This window comes from Streptococcus sp. A23, from assembly GCF_043674155.1.
GTDB lineage: Bacteria > Bacillota > Bacilli > Lactobacillales > Streptococcaceae > Streptococcus > Streptococcus suis_V.
The window spans coordinates 23,422-43,538 of sequence record NZ_JBIMJP010000006.1 but is presented as its reverse complement, the minus strand read 5'-3'; the positions used below and the strand labels follow the sequence as shown (position 1 = coordinate 43,538).

The window sequence follows — 20,117 nt, the reverse complement described above, 5'->3', positions numbered from 1 at the left end:
ACCATCTACTCCACATACCTCCACACATTTATATCTGGATTCCGTCTCGATTGTTCAAAACGGAATTTCCCAACCTGCAAACTATCTGTCAACACACCGTGAGCTGTTTTCATCAGTCCGTTAGCTATGGTTGCAACTGCCACCCCTGCGGACATGAGTTGGATGCCTTCGGGTGTAATTTGAATATAGTCAGTATTATCCTTATTACCCAAGGTCACACCATCTTCCGAAGCCCTCAAATAATTATTGACAAAATTCAACATCAAAGCATTTTCGCCCAGGTTCTTTTCTAGTTCAACAATCCTAGCTTGAGACTCGAAGAATGATTGAGACAAACCTGCTACTTGGCCATCAGACCGTTCCACAAAAGAGCGATATTCTCCTAGCCATGCTTTGACTTCGCTTGCAAGTGCCTTAGCCTCTAGCTCAACTCGGATTGCCTGTGCTTGTTCTTGTAACTTGAGGTTATTGTAAGCAGCGTTTTCCGCTTCTTTTCGGATACTTTCTTCTACATCTTCTGGAGCAGGAGACCAGTCTGACGGGCTAGAGGCAAGCTCGAACTTAGGTCTTCCTGCCATAGCTGTTCCGCCAACCTGTATATACATATCAACCTTATTCAACCCAGTAACAGACACACCTTGAGGTATTTGTCGTGTGACACTAATCCGTTCCCTTGGTAGGTTTCCTGATACAATCTTTTGGCATTGTAAATAGAGGTTGCCACCGTTGGAAAGATTCAAGCGTAGCTCACAGCCAATCCTAGACCGACCAGAAGCATCAGGGACTAAGTTTTCGCCCTTGATGTCCAAGCTAATGGTCACATACTTTCCAGAATAAGCATAATCAAGGAACTCTGGTGTCACATCAAAATACTTACTTCCTGTTGTCGAATAAGTATCACTTTGAAGGATGTAATTCCTTCCACCAAGTTCAATCTTCGCCCATCTATCCGCCCAGCGATACTTGGTCTTGTCCGTGCTGTCAGCCTGGGTGTAATCTGAGTAATGCCCGATATAGCGCTGACCATTATCAGAAGTTGTCAGACCAGTACCATCTGCATTATCGGAGTAAGCAAAGTGGACATAAGGTGTTCTTCCGTCCGCTCCTTTAGGACCAGGCACTCCTTGAGCACCTGTATCACCTTTTTCACCCATCTTAGACACGGAATACGCTGTTTCGGTATCGTTATCCGTGTATGTATAGACCGTCCTCGTCCACAGATATCGACCACTTGGTACACTAGGCACCTGCTCACCCCAACCAACGGTAGGGGCGGAAGTTCCGCTAGTTGAGACAGCATAAGCAATGGCTGTTGACCGAATTCCCACCCCGTCTTTCCCCGGTATACCATCACGACCATTATTTCCGTCTCTGGAAATATAGGTCTTTTGATATCCAGTTTCCGTATGATTATCGGTGTATGTCCAGACTGTCTTAGTCCATAGATATTGACCTTTAACTAGAGTAGGAACGCTTGCTGACCACGATGTGGGTTGGATAGTATCGCTTGGACTCATGCCGTAGGTAACGGTTGTTAAACGAATTCCTACACCATCACGGCCCGCAATACCGTCATTACCTTTATCGCCTTTATCACCCTTGGCGCCATGAACACCGATAATAATGGCCGAACTGGTCTGGCTTGTACCATCGCTGTATTGTGTCACTGTGTAATTCCACAGATACCTCTTAGACTCACTAGTGTATTGAGCTGTAGTTGTCCAACCGCTCGTTGATGCCGTCACGCCACTACCTTGATTGGTTGCCAAGAAGTAATGCGTGGTAGATTCTATTCCTCGACCAGTTTCTCCCTTGAACTTAGCCCATGAATACAAGCGATAGTCTCGTGGGTCCTCTCCTGTTGGGTTCGTATCCAGGTAGGTTGTACAAGTACCGATATAACTTTTATTGGTTGAGTCAGATACGCTAAAACCAACACTACCATCTGCGCTATTGGCATAGGCTGTATGTACTATCGGTGTCCGTCCGTCTGCACCAGCAAGCCCTGGTTGGCCAGATGCACCGTCGTTGACATTGACAAATGACACCGCTTCTCTGGTAAGCTCTCTGTCTCCCTGCATGGCTTTTACAAGCAACACAGCGGTTTCGCCAACTTCCCTTCCGTCTACCTGGAAAGATTGTCCTGTGGTCGACTGGCCCTTAAATTCCCAAGTCCAGGTCACATCCTCGATTGGTGTTCCACCTTTATACAACCTAGCTTCCACTACAGAATGACCGATACGGTTTTTAAAGTATGTACCGTTTGAAGTCAGCACTTTGATGGTGTATGGTCTTGCGGATTCCACCATCTGTTCCAAGCGTTTAATTAAATCGGTCGACACACGGCTCTCTAATGCTCTAGCATTACCAAAGGTCGTTCTGTTTGAGCTAGGGTTAGTAAAGCTGAGTGTTTGTTCAATAACCCTCGCTTCGATGACCAACATGGGGACGAACCCATCGTCTTGTATTCTTACCGTGTCACCGATGTTTAAATCTGCATACCCTTCTACCTCGTAGGTGATTTCCGGATAGGCAAACTTCTTCAACTCACGATAAGCGGTAGACCGTATCTTTTCTTGGTCTGCGCTATCAATTTCCATTGTCCGAGTTATCCACTGTTCGCCAGATTCCTTATCAGGAAAGGCCGAAGGAAACCTCTGAGCAGATAGCGGGGCGTAAAGCGTACCGCCTTTTTGGTAAAACTCAAGCTCTCCTTTTTCGTTTTTGACAGACCAACTTGACGGAGCTAACTGTATAACTCGTTCCCCATTTTTTCCAACTGGGGTAAGTGCATTGTAGATTTTAGAGTTGTCAACTGTCCGTTTAACTTCAGCTAGATTGACCCCTCGCACTAAGAGCAGGTCATCTCTACGGCGACCCACTCCCTGGTTTTTCTCTCCGTCATTGGCCTTATAAACGTTAACTTTAAAAGATTTGAGACTGGAATCATCGTAAAACTGAGTGTCAAAATCAATTTCCGCTTCAAAGTTACGGGCCAAGCTGATAAGTCGGGCTACTTTCGATTCTGTCCCATCCCACTCTAGCGTTCTGCGACTTTCTGATACTTCGTTGATGCCAATTGACATCTTCTCATAGCGTAATAGTCCCATGGCATTGCAGTATTCCGCAAAACTCATAGCCCTTGTAGCTTTAAAAGCACCAACTTCCGAATTGATTAAATCCAGGTTCAGATTCAAGCAGAGACAGTTGATTCTTGTATGTGTTTCGACAACTTTGCTGACATAAAATATATAATTTCTAGACTTGTGTTGGAAGCTGACGAAGGCCTTTTCGTTCAATTGTTGGTACACTCTCGAATAAGCCTTGTCACCTTCAACATCTTTCTTTGACACACTAAATTCAAATGTTGAACTACCAGTTTCAAGATTGCGATGCCATCTGTCGTTAAAGTAATTCAAAGTACCCTGCTTCTCGTTGTCGATAAAGGCAACTTTTCGGTACTGGTTGTCATGTATTGTTAACAGCATCTATAGCCACCTTTCTTCAAATGATATTTCTATCCTTGGAGGGGTCACTGAGAAATCAGACCGATATACTTCAATCGTAGACTTACCAGGCGGAATTCTAAGGAACCCCGAACCATGAACTAGGTCATTCATTCTGTCTAGGCCGTTTACGATGATGCGGTCAGTCTCACAGTTGATTTCAATTTCTGACCCCACTGGATAGCGATTAGGGATTTTTCTGGCTTCTGGGGTGTAATCCATTCGATAACTAATGGTATGTATACCGCACATCATCGGCGCAAAATTAAATGGCGAACTATCCTTTGCGATAATTACATGTACTTTACCAGTCTTTTTCCCTTTGATTTCTGGGATTTGTATCGTCCAATTCCCTCCAGGGAAAGTCAAGGTCACTGTCTGGTCATTTCTACTTAATTCCACGTTTCCACCTGTTGATGAAAAGGGATTAACTAAGTTAGCTGGGCGACCATATGTTAGGTAGGAATAGTTTTGATTTGTAAATTCTTGTGACCTTAAAACATTGCTTCCACCCTGTCCATTACTTGCAATTAAACGAAGTCGAACACTGTCAAAGACTTCTGTTTTCATGCACTCTACACCATAAAGGAATTGTCCTGCCGTATCCGATAACACCACATTGACACTTCCACCCGTCAAATTGAACCCCGATGAAAATATCGACTGGTTCCAAGAAAGGCGTTCGTTGGTTGTTGATGAAGCGTCTCGTGGAATAGTCCAAGCGATAGAGCTTGCACCACTTGAGACTGTCAGTCTCTTTTGGTTATTAGTACCAGGCTCGGTAATAAACGTAGCGTTATAGGATCCAGGAACACCAGGAACTGCTTGCCCTTTCGTCCCTGCATTTAAAGCGGTAGTCATATCTTTATAATCAAAGATAGACTTGGACTTTTGCACACTTTCAGTTTCAGTTGTAAATTGGTGACGGGTCCCGACCTCCATAAGGCTGTATTGGACATTATCCGTGTTAGCTTCGTTCTCCACACAAACAAATCCTAGATACCCATTTTCGTCCGTATGGACTGCATTGATAATTGGATAAGCAGGTACGCTTCCATTGTTTACAATGTCAAAGACCAATTTTCTATCTTCCACCTTGGGGGAGTTGTAGGTTTTATATGTATTGGAGTGTGCTACTCCGTCTGGGATATAAAATTTTATCTCCCCTTTCTGCAACCACCATTTCACATTCTCTGTCTCGATTCCACCCATAACAAAAGCCAGATAATACTTATCTGGCTCATCTGAAAATGTCAGTTTTGATAATGAAGTGGTGTGGAACACTTTAGCTAGTTCGTGCTTGGTATATTCGATACCCTTATCTTGGATGGAAAATTTCACTTTAATGATCTTGCCCGCTACTTTAACGCCTGTAACAGAAGCTCCAAGCTCTACTGATTCATTTAACATTAGGTTTCGTTCGTTACCTATTGGTCGAATCACATCTGTAATCCTCAAGACATTTGATAAAGAATATCCATTAAATTCAACATCGAATTTCGTCACGTAATCCTCCCCTCCATCATTCTTTCAAACCGTAAACTATTTTCTTGGAATTCCATCATAGGTCTACCTATTTCTGCAATCAAAGCGCCTGTATCAGTAACCATCTGAACTGGACGCTTTACAGCCTGCTCAGCTAACTCTAATGCTTGCTGCACTAACGAATTGGACTTGTCCTTTTCCGTTGCAACGTGTGCGAATTTCGCTCGTTCTGCAGATGAACGCAATGCGATATCGGAAGAAATACTGCCTCTACTACCGCCACCTAAAATATCCTCTGGTCTAAAACGATATTTCATCATCTCATCTTGTACATGTGCTAACGAATCAACAACATATCCTGAATTTCCTTCAATACCAACAGCGATACCTTGTGAGATATATTTACCAACACGGTCACGGAAAAGTCTTGCTGGCGAATGAATCTGCGCCTTAGCCCTTGCCGCTCTTTCAGCTTGAGCAACCAAAGCATTTGCTGCTGAAGTGACTGCAGCAAGCCCAGACAACATCCCCTGAGCCAATCCTTGGGCGATATGAGAACCAACCTGTTGCATAGCAGAAACTCCAGACATCCCTGTAGAACGGATAGCATTTACCATAGCCTTCATAGCACCCTGAGCACCAGATATGCCATTTTTTATTCCATTTGTCACGCCATCAGCTACGCCTTTACCAGCTTTTTGTCCTGCTTGCGTCATCTGACTAGCTGACTGCCTTACAATAGATACCATCCTGTTCATGCCGTTAGTAGTTGCAGAAACTGCTTGTTGGATAGATTGAGCAATTACAGACATCGCTCTTCCTGTTGTTGCCCCCAACGTCTGCATAACTCCTAAAACTCCGATACCAACAGCTTGCAATCTCGCAAGACCTTGAACAATACCAGTTAAGGCACCGCTTGCCGAAGATAATCCTCCAGATGTCGCCCCGATTGAGCCAAGACCAGTCGCTACCGCTGCAAGACTTGCTCCCATATCAAGAAGATTTAACTTCGTAATCCGCTCAATTCCCTGTGCCAATTGGTTGAAGCCTCTGCCTGCATTTAACGCAGCATTGCCGATTGAATCAAACACACCAGCAATCCCATCAAGGATAGTACGAACTGACTCACCGAATGACAAAATGACCCCTCTTGCTCCATCAAGAACGGTACGAATACTATCTCCTAACCCTCTGACAAGATTGGTCAGACTATCAATAATCGGACTAATCTGCGCAACCATGTCGCTAAACGCTTGAACAATCGAAGCCAAATGAGGAGCAACCTGTACAACCATATCGGCTATTGCAGGGATAAACGGAGCAAGTGCCTGCACTATCTGCACTATCGCATTGGCAATGATAGAGACAACTGTTGTGAAAGTCGTTGAAATAATTTCCACGATAGGAGTTACTGCTGTAATAATCTGAGAAATCCCACCAGCAATAGCCGTGACAAGACCAGAAATCGCACCGATTACCGAAGAAACGGCAGAACCAATAGCGACCGCCAAAATAGCGAACTGCGGAGCTACGCTACCAATAGCAACAATGACCATAGAAATCGCTTGACCAAAAGCAGTGACTAACGGAGCAAGCATAGCCAGTGACTGCGCCACTATCGGCAAGACCTCAGCAACCGTCACAATGGCTTGAGCAAAAGCGCCTATCAACGTACTTGCGACCATACTAAAAGCCGAACCGATAGCAGTAATGATTTGAGAAATACCCTGACTTTGAGTTGCCAGTAAAGCAAAACCAGCAGCAATAATAGCAACACCAGCACCAATACCGACCGCAGCAATGGCAACAGCACCACCAAAAGCCAACATCTGGGCAGGATTCAACATTCTCAAAGCTGAACCAATACCCTTAGCCGCTGTAGCAATGCCTGTGCCAATTCCCTTAAAAGCAGTAGATATTCCTGTACCAATTCCAGTTGCAGCCGTTTTGATAGCTGTACCAGACGACTTAATCACATTGGATAAACCAGAAAATACTTGACTAATGGTACTTTTTGACCTCTTAACCGCTTCTCCAGCGCCCCCCACCCCGTCAGCAGCATTCTTTTTGAAAAAACTAAAAGGATTGAAGGATTTTAGGAAGTTAAAGGCCTTGAAACCAGCGATTGCAGCAGGAATACCAACTAGTAAACCTCTGAAAATATTTCCGTCAACTTTTTGGCTAAATTGAGCAATTGCCGAAATGATCTCAGCAATGAATTTAACGACTTGACCGACCGCATTTCCGATTGTTTCCCAAGGTATCGCCCCGGAAAGTTTTTCGGAGAGGTCCAGTCCTGCCTCGCTCAAATCAAAGAAAGCTAGCGTTAAGGCTGTAACTGCCCCAGAATCTGCAAAACCAGCAAAGAAATCCGATATAGCTGCAGTTATATCCTGAATATTGAACATCAGATTGTTCAAAATGTTACTGATGGTCACAACGGCTGTATTCATGTTCGCTGGATCAAAGGTAAAGACCGACTTAAACATGTCGCCGATGCTGGACAAGGTTGCCTTGAAATTATCAAAAACACCCAAATCTCTAAAACCACTGGTTAGATTATCAAAACTTTTGAAGATACCGTCTATATTGATGTTCTCGATCGCCTCCGCGATGCCTATGATAAAATCAATCCCAACTTGGTTAAACTCCTGAAACTTCGGCAATAGCTTATTAGAAATACCATCGACCAAAGTATCTAACGCTTGAGAGACAGTCTTGGGCTTTCTTGCCATGTCTTCGAAAATAGAACCTGCTGCGCCCGCTTGTTTTAACGCATCAAAGAACGCTGTTGTTTCAACCCTTCCGTCTTTGATAGCCGTGGTTAACTCTCCATAGGTCATCCCCATTTTCTTAGCAACCTCAGCCATTGCTGCAGGTGCTTGTTGTGCAAGTATCCTAAAATCAGCGAACTGAACCTTAGAATTGGCAGTCATCTGAGTTACCTGTTGCGACAAAGATTTCATTGCCTGGGCTGGGTTTTCGGCAGAACCGGCTAGATTTCCCAATGCTGTAACTAGCTCTTCTGTACCTTCGACTCCAGTTGCTCGCAATTGAGCATAGGTAGAAGCCATTTCAGAAGCTGAATAAATGGTATCTTTTGCATAGTTTTGAAGACTACCGCGGACCTTGTCAATCTCACCAGTGCTCATGCCTATATTTTGCATGTTTCCTTCGAAACTCGCCCAAGCACCAGCTGATTCATTAAGGTTGGACACGATGCTCGAAATCCCACTAGAGACCATTGACAATCCGTTTGTAATTGCACTTGATACTAAGTTCGCTCCAAGAACCGACTTAAAAACAGACCCAACCTTTGAGCCTGTTTCGCTCAATCCGCCGAGAAGGGACTTTAATTTCCCAATCCCACTTTCTGCTTCGTTGCTATTAAAGTCCGCTTTAATAACAACTTTACCATCCGCCATAAACTACCTCCCTTCGTTAATAATCAATAAATTCAGGCAAGGCGTACTCATCTTGCAATTGACGCATCTTTTCTTTGTATTCCGGACTGTCGCCTTTTTGTTCTTCCCAGGTCCGAATTCTAATTACTTCTGCGAACTTAGTATCACTGGGCAACCCATTTAACAAAGCAAAAAATTTTTGCCAATGCAAAACACCCTGCATTTCAATCAAATCAATTTGATAAGCTTGTAAAAACGACGAATAGATATAATCGCCGTCATATTTCAAAGAAAATGACATATCTGCTTCATCATCATCCTCTTCCTCAACAGGTTTTCGTTTTATAAGATTTCCTGCTAAATCATATATAGGAGCTTGCTCTTTGGCCTTTTTGATAACGATGTGCTCATCTGATATAGCTTTATAAACTTCAAAAGCTGATTCAATTGATAGAGATGATAGCAAGTCCTCCGCACGCTTCTTCTGTTCCTTCGAATCCTGTCTTAATAACATTTTTAGGGCGATATGTGGTTGTAATAGTGGCGTAATCGCATCATCATTCAGCATTTCAAACAGTCGCAAGACATTGTCGAAAGCTAAATCAAGAGGGTATAACTCTCCATCTATCTCTAACACATCATCAAAATTCCTAGACAGGTCTATCATTTCTGTTTACCAATATAGCGCTCTATCAATTTCTTGTTTTCATTTGAAACCTGCTCTTCTTCAATGCCTGACAAGACCTCAAAGAAATAATTCAAAGTGTCGATTGTTGAGTGACCGGATAGTTCATAAACCTTATCAAATGACCCTTCGCCGAATACACCATCGTAAGCAAGACGGAGTAACTCACGGACTTTATCCATATCTTCCTTACCATCTTCTTTTACTATTTCTTGCCCTTTTTTCTCAAGATCTTTTCCGAATTCACGCATTTTATTCAAATTTTCGTCACTTTTTGAGAACTCTAGTTGAAACTCCCCGAAGTCAATTGGAATGACCTTATTTTTGAGATTGATTTTTACCATTTTAAAAGCTCCTTTTTATCATTCAAAAAAAGAGAGGGTTTCCCCTCTCATGAAATTAACCTGGTACCACAGAAGTAGTCTTAGGTTTTTGGTTCCAAGCAATTTTACATTTAAATTTTTCAAATTCTTTCGCATCACCATCGCCGATTTCAATTTCAGACACTGTTGCAACACCAGATTTAGCGGTCTTGCCATCTGCAGAAATCTCTTTGTACCAACAAAGGCGTGCATCGCCAACTTCATCTTCCAATGATGCGATAAAGTCCTGTGCTTTGTCACCGATATTGCGAATACCCTCAAACGTACGACCACGTTTTACACTAGTAACAGTTGTAATTGGTGTCCCATCACCAGCGAAATCTGCTTCTTCTTCTGTCTCCTCTTCAATTTCTGGAGAAGAGGTTGTAATATCTTTTGCTAACCACAAATAAGCATCTTGATTTGGTTCAACCAAAGGACTTTCTGGGTTGAACGGAGCAACAAAATGCTTTCGTAGGGCGTTTTTATTTTTTGCCATATTTTTTAATTCCTTTCAATTTCTAAACGAGCTGTAATTTCCAGCTGATAAATATAGTAGCCTTGCTCATCTAATTCATTGAGCGATGGCGTATTGATAACAGATAGACCTAGAAACTCATACGATTGGTTTTGACTAGGCAAGTTCAAATCAAAGCGTGTTAAATCTGCATTGATTTCCCACAAGATTGCGTTTGCTTTCTGCTGATCTTGAGACTTAACTGCAATACCAAAATTCAACGCAACTGTTTGATTGCCTGCCAAATCTTCCAATTCAATTGCACCACCAGGCATAGGATAGAGCGCTAAATCTTCTGTTTCATCGACATAATCTACTCTTGCCGTTAGTGGCAAAGATAGAGTATTTAGATGATGGCATAGGACTTCTAAAAAGTCATTGTTTTCAGTCATTTAATTCCCATTCCTTTCAAACAGGCTTCCTCCCATCGTTTCATGTAGATTGCTGAAGCTTTTTTATCCCAATACGGACCAGAACCAGGGGCTGGTTTTTGCGCCAATAACCTCTCTTTATTCGCGAAGAAGAATCGTCGCTGTCTATCCGAAAAGAACCCTTTTCGAACTTTTCCATGATAACGCAAACGAGCATACGGCGTTTGATACACAACTGAATCATTCGTTGTATATGCACTAGAACGCAATTCCCCCTTACGTTTTGGCACGAACCGTTCCATGTCCATTTTCATCTGACTGACTAAGGCTAGCCGTCCTCTTGCGAAAGCTTGAGGGCTGACTTTTTTCTCTAAACCTTTCAAATCAATCTTTACAGAAACTTCGACCATTAAATTACCTCTATTTCGTAGCAAAGGATTTTCTTTTGAAACGGATGATACTGAGGTATAACCTTCTGTACAATGTAGTCAATTCCATCACAAGTTACTTTTCCACCCAAAAAGGTTCGGTCAAGTTCGACTGGACAAAATTGTGGATAAACTAACACAACAGACGGATTAGACTCACTTCGGCGATTGCCAGAACCAGTGTTTTCATAGTTTCTGTCGAATTTTACCGGAGACAAAAAGAGGGGAATATCAAACTCTACATTCCCCCACTGATCTTTTCCGATTGGTTTTGAAATACTGACTGAATCCACTAAGGTTCGCTTATCTATCATAAGACACCCCCGTAAAGCCAAATCCAGCCCCTCTCAAGCAATTTAAAGCATCAAGACATAGGTTATACCTCTTGCCTGAATGGTTCGAATTTGAGCCATTCTGAAAGCTGACAGAAGTCCTTCCGACGGTCATACTTCCAAGAGTTGCTTTGTCCTCTGCTGTCAGAATGCCCGAACTATCCAAATACGCAATTTGAAATGCCATCGCTTGCTGCACTGCTTTTTTCCGTGGCGCAAAATCTGACTCGAATTCAACTTGAGAATAGAAATTTCCAATGAACTGGTCAATGGTTAATTGCGCTCGTGAGAGTAATTTTTCAAAATTATCCACAGTCTCAAAACCAAAGGCTTCAAATTCTGCTTCTGTCAGATACATAAGCTACCTCCACAGATACCGGAAATTAAATTTCCGGTTTTTCTTTCTTTTCGGACTTGACAGGTTCAAGGACCTTTCTGCCAAAATATGTATTGATTTCTTTTGCACGATTAGCAGTCAAATCAACTACTTCACCATCCAATACAGTTTTGCCATCCTTCTCGAACCAGAGGTTCTCTATTGCAACGTACTGAGCCATATTATCCTCCTACAATGTTACCTGTGACTTTGACGATAGCTTTTTTATTATCATCAAGAACAAAAGTACCACCTTTAGCTGCAGCTTGGAATTGGACCCCATCGAACTCGATGGCTTCAATGGTGCGGGCAGTTTGAATGCCTACAAACGGAATTACAATGCCGTCTGGCGCAAAAATTGCTAGTGTGCCTTCTGCAAAGTAACGCTCTGAAGTTTCCACGAGTGTGATATTTTTATATTTTAACAAGCCATTTGTATCTAAAGAAACAGAAGCACCTTTAGCATTTGTCACACTAGTCATATCAACAATGGCGTTGTAAACTTCTGCGCGCACATATGCTTTCATTGGTGCTGAGATTTCTTGGTTGACAATATAAGCATTGATTTCATTAAATAGCTTTTTGATCGTATCTTCATTCAAATCAGCAAGAATCTGCGTTTTACCTGCATTATCTGACAAGAATTTGCCAATTTTTACGTTCATGTAACGAACTTGAGCCTCTGACTGCAGTTTCATGCGATCAGCAATAGCAGCGTTCAGGTCATTGTTAACGGTGTAACGGTCGATACCTTCATGGATAGACAATGTATAGTCATATTCGACATCGGTATCAGCATAGATAACCTCTGTCAAGTTACCAAAACGAGACGAATTGGCAGTGCCTGTTCCGAAAGCGGTGTTGGCATCCTTGTTATAAGTCCTGACAACTACTGGAGTTGCGTTTGTTTTAACCGAGAAAGCTTTAGCGTTAAATTGTACTCCGTCCAAAGTTTGAATAGGAGCCAAAACACCAGAAAAAGCTTTCGTTGCGTCAAAGACAGTTCCTAAAATTTGACGATATTGTGGCGCGTATTGGCGCACAGGGAGATTTTGGTTATTTGTTGTCATATAAATATCCTTCCTTATTGTTTATAACTGTTAATAACAGCTTGGAATGGGTCATTGTTTTCTACTTGACCGTTTGCGCTTGGATTACCTGGAACAGTAATCGTTGGTTTCTTATCCTCAACTGGCTCTTGCTTTCCAAATTGAGGATATTTTGCAAGTACCTGACCGATTGCATCATCAATAGACACTTCGTCAGTTACCAAGCGTTCCGCAAGAGCAATCACATCATCCACAGATTCGGTATTCACTCCTTTGGATAGTGCTGCTAGTTTAGAAGCCAAAATCTTATTTTCAGCTTGTGCATTTGCGAGCTCCTTATCCTTAGCAGTCAAAGCCTCTGCCTGTTTATCTGCTTCACTCTTTTGCGATTCCTGCCACTTCGCATATTCAGCCAAAGCATTCTTTGCAGTTTCTACATCGGAAAAGCCTAGGTCCTTTATCGCTTTAGAATATCCGCTTTTATGCTCTTTGGTACTGATACGAGTAACATCCTCTTGACTGAATGTCTTTTCAGCCACCTCTTCCACGGTTTCAGTAGCGTGGTCTACTGTCTGTTCTTCTGCCATGTTGGCTCCTTCCAATAATAAGCGATTGGTCGCTTTATTTCCGTTCTTTAACGCCTGCGGATAAAGGCAAAAAGAAAACCGTATGGATTTCCACACGGTTAGATTATTTGATTGGTGCAGTCTTTCCTGCTGTCAAGATGAGTGACCACCTCCTCACCGTTTCCAGAACGGTTTCTTAAGTTGTTTGACTTCACGCTCTAACGTTTCAAGCCGTTTTTCGTAATCTTCAAACATGCGATTGATGGTCTGGATGTTTGTAGATTCAACACCTTTCAGATTATCCAAACGACTTTCCAAACTATCAAGTCGAGCAACATGTCTATTCAGTCTAAACATAAACCATTCCATACAATCCCATAATTCTTTGAATGGTTTGTATTTCTTTTTGATACGTTTGTTACTCATAGCGACCTCCTTTCCATTTTTTTGCAACAAAAAAGCACCCGATTTCTCGAATGCTACTGATTGTTATACAATTTCAAACTCTTCGGCCGGGTATAAATAATCTTCTCCAGATTTATCTACTACACGGTACCATCCACGTTCAATCGAAAGGATTTCATAAATTTTCCCATTATCCAAAGTATGAGATTCGGTCTTACCAATATACTTAGCTTTCACTACAACCACCTCTTGACTCTAAATTCTACTTTCCCTACATTTTTTGCTTGATACCAGTGGGCTTCTATTTTACTGCCGTCTGATAACGTGGCAATACCTTTTACTTTTTGCCAGTCTTTAGCATTCCCTCCGTGTTCTCTTACCAATCGACGGATATCATCAATCTGTCTTCTAACATCCTTGCCAGCAATCACTTCAACATTTGTAATTATACTGCCACGTTTAATTAGATAGTCTCCTCTAACTGGATAATCTGACTTGACATAGATATCTCTAGCCATCGCACTCAACGATTGTGGTAGTTGGATATCCTGTAACTTTATTGTATCATTTTGGGCTATATTTTTCAAACGATTACGCAATTCTTTCCTCTGCTTCAACTCCATCTCTGCCCAACTTACAGGGTCTTTTTGATACTTCTCCCTCTCCCTATCCCGATAAAGGAACTTATGCTCATCAAGATAGGATTTCAAAGCACGTTTCTGCTTGCCTAACTTCGATGTATAGCGCTCAATTAGTTCTGTATCATCTAGTTTCTTTGCCACATGGATTTGTTCCTTGGTGTGCCGAATAGACCGCTCTAGGGCTCTCTGCTTAGCCTGTGCGTTCGCATTCTCAATAGCCTGCTCTGGAGTGATGCCTTTTATGTCTTCATCTAGTTCAGGCTTTTTATTCACGCCAGGGATAAACGGGGTCTTTGTGTGTCCGCAATTGATACCCAAACACCCCCCAGGTAAACCATAGCCATAGTCATCTAGAGCATGGATAACCTCACCGCCCTCAAAACGAGCCTGACCAGTTGTGACGATTTTTCCTTGAATAGGCGCACACATCGCACGAGCAGCCGCTTTGACGGAATAATAAAACGTATCAATCCCTAACTCTCTGGCTGGAACTTCAAGCATTTCATTTCGAATTCTAGCGACAGTTGACTTAATCACTGTGCGAGCGTAGTTGTCAGCCTTCCAGCGTCTGCCAGACTTGTCTGTAAAGCCGTAGAAGCCTTTCTCAAACCACTCCATGACTGTATCATTGACAGCCCTGTCTGCCGTGACCATACCTGTTGCTACTTTAGCCACAGACTTCTCTACGATACCACGATAAGCCCCAATAACAGATTCAGGCAATGTGGTATTGATTAAATTATCCAGATCTAAAAAAGCCTGCCGTGAGTATGCAGCAAGCGTTGATTGGATTTGTCTGTGATTTGGATAACCGTTACTCCCTAACTGCTCATGAGTGTCTTTGTAAATGTTGTAACCTTCATCATAGATAATCTGCTCCAGCAATTCACGAGCCACACCAGACCGAGCTTCAAGCAATTTAACGTTGTCCTCGTTCAACAGCCCCAGCTCATTCATTTTCTCCAATTGCCAGAGATAGGGCTGTTTCTGGAGGTACTCTGTCCCCCTGTCTCGAACACGCTCCACGACGTTGTCAAAGAGGTCTAGTGTCAACTGATGATATAAGTCAGCGACTCGATTGGCTTCAAGCAAAAGTTGGTCATCATTGACTTTAATTTGCTTTTTCTTCTTAGCCATCTAATCACTCTCCATAAACCGAAATGTCTTCTTCGCTTCGATTCACCGCATCAACTGTTTCATTATCAATTTCGCCTTTGATTGCTTTTGCTTTTTCAGGAGTAACATTTAACACTTTTTCAATCGCTTGTAATTGAGTACCAAAACCAGCGTTAACGACTTTAATCCAATAATCAAGCTCAGCATTTCTATCAGTAAAAACACCATCATCCAGATTGATACTGATATCATCTATATCTGGCACTTGACCGTTATAGAGGTCGTACGCTCTGGCCAACTCAAAAATCGAAACAACCAATTCTTTCAACGACTGCTCGACCAAAGCGACAATCGAATTGCGCATTTGGTAGGTATCTGAATTCTCTGAAACAATCTCTGTCGCAGTCTTCATGGAATGGCCATCAAATGTAAACATACCTGCCGAAACACCCAACTGCATCTCAAAAAGCGAAAGCCCCTCATTGATAGCCTTGATATAGTCATCGGAGCGAATAGGAGTTGTGAGGTCAATGATTTTAATACCTTCATCAAGTCCGCTGTCAAACTGTTCATAGACATTGTGCCCGACATCAAACTCTTTTCGGGTAGTTATCATGTCCCCATTTTGGTCATATTCTGTTTTAACCGTCTGACTAGGTACTGCCACCCTACGCTGACCCATCTTGACTTCCCACATAAATTCATCATAAGTGGTGTTGATAAAATCAATAGTAGTCTTAGCGTTATCAAAGATTGACAAACCAAGAGGACTATTGATGTCGCGATTGTTCATTCCAGGAGGTTTCAAGTAAGTAAAAAGAGGGCGAGTGACATTATCGACCTTAACGACATCTTTTAAATCTTCGTAGATTACATTAAGAGGAACACGAGAACCAACACGACCAGCGTCTTCTGACTCATACAATTCGTTCGTAATGAAATAGTCTAAGCTGTTCTTCCATTCATGTATCTCAATCAAGGTATAATACATCAATTTCTTGTTAACGACCTTAGTCGATTTCGTCACGATTGCTGCGCTAGACACATCTTGCGTGTTGGTCTGCAACGGGAAGAACACAGGCGCTTGAATGAAAGACACTCTCACTTTGTCATCATCAACATAAGGTCTCATAGCAAGCCCACCTAAAGCTAGACAGCTTTCTAAATACCGTTCAAAGTTTTTATTGAATCGGTCATTTTTGAGTGTTTCTGACAAGAAGGCATCCGCATTTTTATCATCTATCTTAATTTCTGCTTGCTCATTAAATACTAGACTAGCAATCTTCTTAGCAGCAGTTCGGCCAATCGGTAAGTGGTTAAAATCGCGGACCTGCTGTGTTCCGTTGCTATCCTTGTATTTTACTTTATCAAATCGTCCAGCATAATAGCGGACATTGTTTTCGATGCGCTCATACTCATCGCTTGAGACCATGATTTTTGGGTGTTCTGTGATTTTTCCCAGACTTTGTGCCGTCATTGCATACCTACTCCTTGTAAAAAAATTCTTGATTGTTTGGATAATTCCCATCGGATCGCTCCTAAGCTTTTAATCGTAATAATTGCGCATTGTCCACAACGAGATATTGGAACGCATCGCATGTATGGTCATCTTCCTTGACGACTTTAGGGTCATCATTCATTACTGTCTTTTCGTCCCACTGGTACCGCTTGTGCTCCTCAATAAAATACTTGAGATTGTTCTCAGTCGGCAGATAATAAAAACGCCCCTCCGCTAAAAGCGATTGGACAAACTCAGTCATTACTATCTTCTTTTTCTTTGCAACGGGATGCCAACGTTCTCCATAATCTTCAAAATATTGGTTACGTAATGCACCTTCTGCACTATCAATGGTCATCTGCAATATTGGCACGTTAGGAAACTGTTTAGATTGACTATGTACGAAAGTGTGCAGCTCCTTACTCAATACACTAGGCGCTTTCTTTTTGACCCTGCCAGCCGGACTGTAATAATACGTGTCCACTAAATACAATTTTCTTTTGTTTGTCAGCACTGCATGTAAACACGTTGTAGCAGATTGTTGATGTCCTGTATCTGATGCAAAGAGCTGACCAATCACTCTTTCATCTTGAGGTATAGCTTCCGCTTTATGGAATGAATCTATATTGTAGACATTAGTACCAAGCCCGACAGGTTCGCCAAGGTAGATATAGCGATAATAATCATAATCATTTTCTTTGATACGTTCGATATCCGCTAACATCTGATCAGTCACAAAACCAAGTTCATCATCCAGATAACTTGATTGATGGATTAGATAATCTTCGTTATCTTCCAAGCTGTCTACCCACTCATTTATCCATGAATAAGGATTCCGAGGAGGGTTAAAAGACCAAAAGAATTTAACATGTTTAGCTCTATGATGTTTCTGACGCATAAAAGTAACGTTAGTCTGATCAAAATCTTCCTGGCTAGTAAATTCAGCAGCCTCCTCATACCAGACCGCAATAATATTGCCGATGTCGTTAGATTTTAACTTCTGAAAATCATCTTGACCGTAGAAGTAAAAAGTTGAACCTGTTCCTGTGTGACTAATTTTGAAAGGACTGACTGTCATCTTGAATTGATCAAGTAAACCATATATACCTAAAGCCCATTGGATTTTCAGGTAAACACTGTCACGTATTGTGTTACCCACCTTACGAATAACAACGATATTACCTTTCTCACCAGCTTTTAAATATCGCACCATCATCATCACTAATTTCAAAGCAATAACTGAAGATTTAAAAGAGTTTCGACCACCCTTTAATATATTGTAAGACTTACCAGACAACCAGACGCTTTCAAAATGAGGGTTAATATTAGCTTTTCTATTAAAGGTCATCATCTAATCCCTTCATCTTACTTGCTAAATCGTCTTGAATGATAATATTTCCGCTGCTTCCTGCGTTGGATGATTCTAGCATCTTAACTAAACTATCTGCCGACTTTTGTCTTTCCTTGATTCTCGGAGGGACTTCCTCAATGCTAGTAGTACCGCTGACCGAAGTCACAACCTCGAAATCAGTTTCTTCTCCTCGCAATACTCTTGTGTGGAATTGCTTTATTTCGACCAAGGAAGCTATTGATAGTTCTGTACTACGTTTATCAAAGTTTTCCTTTAATATCTTGATAACTTCTTGGACGTGAAAAAAGTCGGATAAAGTGACAAGTTTATTTGCTGTATTTTTCGCTGACTTATCCGAATATCCCGCCTGTCGCGCTGCTTCTGTAGCGTTTTTAAAACCACTAGCTACGTAAGCTAGGACGAACTGCTTTTGTTTTTCTCTCGCCGATGGCCAATCTGACATCAGCTTGATTGCATCGCTAGTTAGCTCGTCAATAATTTGTTGATGTCTATCAATGACCATCACCTCCGTTCCTCAATAAAATAAAAAACCACACTTCGTTGTGTGACTATTTCACCATAAATAACTTCTCGTACCTTTTACCTGCACCACCGCTTTGTAAAGTTGACTTAGCTGTTTTAAACTCATAGACACACTTGAATCTATCATCTGATATTTCATAACTTGAAATCAATACGATATTCTTTTTGCTCATTTCATAAGCCCAATCATAAAACGATTGACTGTCAAATGTATCGCCTTTGTAGCATTGTTTCGTATTTTCGTATGGTGGATCAAGATAAAAAACAGCATCTTTAACATCAGAAAACGATTTGTAATCTAAATTTGTGATATGTAGCCGTTCTAGTTGTTGTAGCCGTTCTAGTTGTTGTAGCCGTTCTAGTTGTTGTAGCCGTTCTAGTTGTTGTAGCCGTTCTAGCTGTTGTAGCCGTTGTAGTTGTTCTAGCACACGAAACTGGTTCTTCCACGTTTGCGTTTGCTTGTACCCAGAAAAAACATCGTGTCTTTTTATTATTTCAAGCGCTAATCGATATTTAATATCAGCGTGTTCTTTTCCATACAGATAATCTTTGTTGTTATTGCCGAAAGAATTGATAAGTAATTTTAGATTATCGTCAACTGTTTTATCGTCTTTGTCGCGAATTCTAAAAAATTCTTCACGGCTGACCAGTAATGTTTTTAGATATTCCTTATCCTCACTGATTACTTTCAAAAACATATCTGTCGCATCTTTATCTAAATCGTTATAATAGACACTTAAACCATTTAACAAGAACTCTGCTGTAATAGCTCCACCGCCACCAAAAATATCATATATTATTTTATCTGTTCCGAAATTCTGTTTGATGATCTCGATGATTTTCTTCGAGATTTTCTTCTTTGACCCTTGATAAGGCAATCCTATTGGTTTTCCTTTGCGGATTTTCTTTTCGTCTAGTATTAACATGTTTTCTCCAAACAAAAAAGCAGACCGCAGTCTACTTTTAAGGTTACTAAGTTTCGGGTCTTTGCAACCCAATCTGATAATACTATAATATCACATTTATCGGAGCTTTTTTCCGCGGTTTTTCCGCTATTTTTCCGCTACCAAACAACTCCCACGATACAATTCAGCGAATGCTAACAGAGCATCAGAAATCATATCATAGTATTGGCTTTTCTCGTATCCAATTTCCTCTCTAATCTCAAAATGCGTTTTTGGGCAATTAACCATATATTTATCGTGTAACATTCGCCGGTGCATCGGATCTAGTAAATGAGTGACAGCATATTCGATTGCTTCGAGTTCAGCTTCAGCATCAGTCTTATTAATTGCTAATCGTTCAACTGGTCTGCTTGGATTCCCGTGAGCTTGTCTTGGTTCGAAAGTGTACACTGCAGTCACTTTCTGTTCGCCAACATCATTGGCAATGCGCCGCCAACGTGGGTATTCTTTCAATTTTCGTTTAGCGTTTCTGATTGTTTGTTTTTCGTCTATTTCAGGAAAAAAAGTCATCTGCACT

General features: G+C 41.6%; 21 protein-coding genes. All 21 read right to left on the bottom strand.

What is annotated here, in order from left to right; genetic code table 11:
* Positions 1-5: 5 nt before the first annotated feature.
* The gene (locus ACHBIE_RS04875; RefSeq protein ID WP_394732848.1) at positions 6-3,488 is read right to left on the bottom strand and encodes a phage tail spike protein; all 3,483 of its coding nucleotides are present in this window, start codon (positions 3,486-3,488) and stop codon (positions 6-8) included.
* Positions 3,489-5,012 carry a distal tail protein Dit gene (locus ACHBIE_RS04870; protein ID WP_394732847.1) on the bottom strand — a complete coding sequence of 508 codons (1,524 nt, stop codon included), beginning with the start codon at positions 5,010-5,012 and terminating at the stop codon, positions 3,489-3,491. It lies immediately after the preceding gene.
* Positions 5,009-8,416, bottom strand: a complete 3,408-nt coding sequence (locus tag ACHBIE_RS04865) for a tape measure protein (RefSeq protein ID WP_394732846.1) — start codon at positions 8,414-8,416, stop codon at positions 5,009-5,011. The genes ACHBIE_RS04870 and ACHBIE_RS04865 overlap by 4 nt, the downstream gene beginning before the upstream one ends.
* Positions 8,417-8,432: 16 nt before the next feature.
* Entirely contained in the window at positions 8,433-9,032 is a 600-nt protein-coding gene (locus tag ACHBIE_RS04860) for a Gp15 family bacteriophage protein (protein WP_394732845.1), read from the bottom strand.
* 26 nt (positions 9,033-9,058) lie between these two features.
* Entirely contained in the window at positions 9,059-9,424 is a 366-nt protein-coding gene (locus tag ACHBIE_RS04855) for a hypothetical protein (protein WP_394732844.1), read from the bottom strand.
* A 55-nt stretch (positions 9,425-9,479) separates the two neighbouring features.
* A complete protein-coding gene (locus ACHBIE_RS04850) occupies positions 9,480-9,941 on the bottom strand; it encodes a phage tail tube protein (protein WP_394732843.1) in 462 nt (153 codons plus the stop codon).
* Between the two features lie 5 nt (positions 9,942-9,946).
* Positions 9,947-10,294, bottom strand: a complete 348-nt coding sequence (locus ACHBIE_RS04845; RefSeq protein WP_394732842.1) for a minor capsid protein — start codon at positions 10,292-10,294, stop codon at positions 9,947-9,949.
* Positions 10,295-10,347: 53 nt separating this feature from the next.
* Entirely contained in the window at positions 10,348-10,740 is a 393-nt protein-coding gene (locus ACHBIE_RS04840) for a minor capsid protein (protein WP_394732841.1), read from the bottom strand.
* Positions 10,740-11,072, bottom strand: a complete 333-nt coding sequence (locus ACHBIE_RS04835; RefSeq protein WP_394732840.1) for a putative minor capsid protein — start codon at positions 11,070-11,072, stop codon at positions 10,740-10,742. Before ACHBIE_RS04835 ends, ACHBIE_RS04840 begins: the two co-directional genes overlap by 1 nt.
* A complete protein-coding gene (locus ACHBIE_RS04830) occupies positions 11,062-11,448 on the bottom strand; it encodes a hypothetical protein (protein ID WP_394732839.1) in 387 nt (128 codons plus the stop codon). The genes ACHBIE_RS04835 and ACHBIE_RS04830 overlap by 11 nt, the downstream gene beginning before the upstream one ends.
* A 25-nt stretch (positions 11,449-11,473) precedes the next feature.
* The gene (locus ACHBIE_RS04825; protein ID WP_394732838.1) at positions 11,474-11,647 is read right to left on the bottom strand and encodes a hypothetical protein; all 174 of its coding nucleotides are present in this window, start codon (positions 11,645-11,647) and stop codon (positions 11,474-11,476) included.
* Position 11,648: 1 nt separating this feature from the next.
* Positions 11,649-12,536, bottom strand: coding sequence for a phage capsid protein (locus ACHBIE_RS04820; RefSeq protein WP_394732837.1), 888 nt, complete (start codon positions 12,534-12,536; stop codon positions 11,649-11,651).
* Positions 12,537-12,550: 14 nt separating this feature from the next.
* Positions 12,551-13,102: a hypothetical protein gene (locus ACHBIE_RS04815; RefSeq protein ID WP_394732836.1), complete on the bottom strand. Its 552-nt coding sequence runs from the start codon at positions 13,100-13,102 to the stop codon at positions 12,551-12,553.
* A gap of 153 nt (positions 13,103-13,255) precedes the next feature.
* The gene (locus ACHBIE_RS04810) at positions 13,256-13,507 is read right to left on the bottom strand and encodes a hypothetical protein (protein ID WP_394732835.1); all 252 of its coding nucleotides are present in this window, start codon (positions 13,505-13,507) and stop codon (positions 13,256-13,258) included.
* Positions 13,508-13,570: 63 nt separating this feature from the next.
* Positions 13,571-13,723 (bottom strand): hypothetical protein, encoded by a 153-nt coding sequence (locus ACHBIE_RS04805; RefSeq protein WP_394732834.1) that lies wholly within the window; start codon positions 13,721-13,723, stop codon positions 13,571-13,573.
* Positions 13,723-15,264, bottom strand: coding sequence for a phage minor capsid protein (locus ACHBIE_RS04800; RefSeq protein WP_394732833.1), 1,542 nt, complete (start codon positions 15,262-15,264; stop codon positions 13,723-13,725). The genes ACHBIE_RS04805 and ACHBIE_RS04800 overlap by 1 nt, the downstream gene beginning before the upstream one ends.
* 4 nt (positions 15,265-15,268) lie before the next feature.
* Complete coding sequence (locus tag ACHBIE_RS04795; RefSeq protein ID WP_394732832.1) at positions 15,269-16,771, bottom strand: phage portal protein; 1,503 nt, start codon at positions 16,769-16,771, stop codon at positions 15,269-15,271.
* 10 nt (positions 16,772-16,781) lie between these two features.
* Positions 16,782-18,089, bottom strand: a complete 1,308-nt coding sequence (locus tag ACHBIE_RS04790) for a PBSX family phage terminase large subunit (RefSeq protein WP_394732873.1) — start codon at positions 18,087-18,089, stop codon at positions 16,782-16,784.
* On the bottom strand, positions 18,079-18,615 hold the full coding sequence (locus ACHBIE_RS04785) for a terminase small subunit (RefSeq protein WP_394732831.1): 537 nt from the start codon (positions 18,613-18,615) through the stop codon (positions 18,079-18,081). The genes ACHBIE_RS04790 and ACHBIE_RS04785 overlap by 11 nt, the downstream gene beginning before the upstream one ends.
* A gap of 46 nt (positions 18,616-18,661) precedes the next feature.
* Positions 18,662-19,561, bottom strand: a complete 900-nt coding sequence (locus ACHBIE_RS04780; protein ID WP_394732830.1) for a DNA adenine methylase — start codon at positions 19,559-19,561, stop codon at positions 18,662-18,664.
* 126 nt (positions 19,562-19,687) lie between these two features.
* The gene (locus ACHBIE_RS04775) at positions 19,688-20,110 is read right to left on the bottom strand and encodes an ArpU family phage packaging/lysis transcriptional regulator (RefSeq protein ID WP_105106956.1); all 423 of its coding nucleotides are present in this window, start codon (positions 20,108-20,110) and stop codon (positions 19,688-19,690) included.
* Positions 20,111-20,117 lie beyond the last annotated feature (7 nt).

Excerpts from the sequence above, each read along its gene's own strand:
- ACHBIE_RS04875 (WP_394732848.1), bottom strand. The coding sequence starts at position 3,488 with ATGCTGTTAACAATACATGACAACCAGTACCGAAAAGTTGCCTTTATC.
- ACHBIE_RS04865 (WP_394732846.1), bottom strand. The coding sequence starts at position 8,416 with ATGGCGGATGGTAAAGTTGTTATTAAAGCGGACTTTAATAGCAACGAA.
- ACHBIE_RS04855 (WP_394732844.1), bottom strand. The coding sequence starts at position 9,424 with ATGGTAAAAATCAATCTCAAAAATAAGGTCATTCCAATTGACTTCGGG.
- ACHBIE_RS04850 (WP_394732843.1), bottom strand. The coding sequence starts at position 9,941 with ATGGCAAAAAATAAAAACGCCCTACGAAAGCATTTTGTTGCTCCGTTC.
- ACHBIE_RS04840 (WP_394732841.1), bottom strand. The coding sequence starts at position 10,740 with ATGGTCGAAGTTTCTGTAAAGATTGATTTGAAAGGTTTAGAGAAAAAA.
- ACHBIE_RS04835 (WP_394732840.1), bottom strand. The coding sequence starts at position 11,072 with ATGATAGATAAGCGAACCTTAGTGGATTCAGTCAGTATTTCAAAACCA.
- ACHBIE_RS04830 (WP_394732839.1), bottom strand. The coding sequence starts at position 11,448 with ATGTATCTGACAGAAGCAGAATTTGAAGCCTTTGGTTTTGAGACTGTG.
- ACHBIE_RS04825 (WP_394732838.1), bottom strand. The coding sequence starts at position 11,647 with ATGGCTCAGTACGTTGCAATAGAGAACCTCTGGTTCGAGAAGGATGGC.
- ACHBIE_RS04820 (WP_394732837.1), bottom strand. The coding sequence starts at position 12,536 with ATGACAACAAATAACCAAAATCTCCCTGTGCGCCAATACGCGCCACAA.
- ACHBIE_RS04815 (WP_394732836.1), bottom strand. The coding sequence starts at position 13,102 with ATGGCAGAAGAACAGACAGTAGACCACGCTACTGAAACCGTGGAAGAG.
- ACHBIE_RS04810 (WP_394732835.1), bottom strand. The coding sequence starts at position 13,507 with ATGAGTAACAAACGTATCAAAAAGAAATACAAACCATTCAAAGAATTA.
- ACHBIE_RS04800 (WP_394732833.1), bottom strand. The coding sequence starts at position 15,264 with ATGGCTAAGAAGAAAAAGCAAATTAAAGTCAATGATGACCAACTTTTG.
- ACHBIE_RS04795 (WP_394732832.1), bottom strand. The coding sequence starts at position 16,771 with ATGGGAATTATCCAAACAATCAAGAATTTTTTTACAAGGAGTAGGTAT.
- ACHBIE_RS04790 (WP_394732873.1), bottom strand. The coding sequence starts at position 18,089 with ATGACCTTTAATAGAAAAGCTAATATTAACCCTCATTTTGAAAGCGTC.
- ACHBIE_RS04785 (WP_394732831.1), bottom strand. The coding sequence starts at position 18,615 with ATGGTCATTGATAGACATCAACAAATTATTGACGAGCTAACTAGCGAT.
- ACHBIE_RS04780 (WP_394732830.1), bottom strand. The coding sequence starts at position 19,561 with ATGTTAATACTAGACGAAAAGAAAATCCGCAAAGGAAAACCAATAGGA.
- ACHBIE_RS04775 (WP_105106956.1), bottom strand. The coding sequence starts at position 20,110 with ATGACTTTTTTTCCTGAAATAGACGAAAAACAAACAATCAGAAACGCT.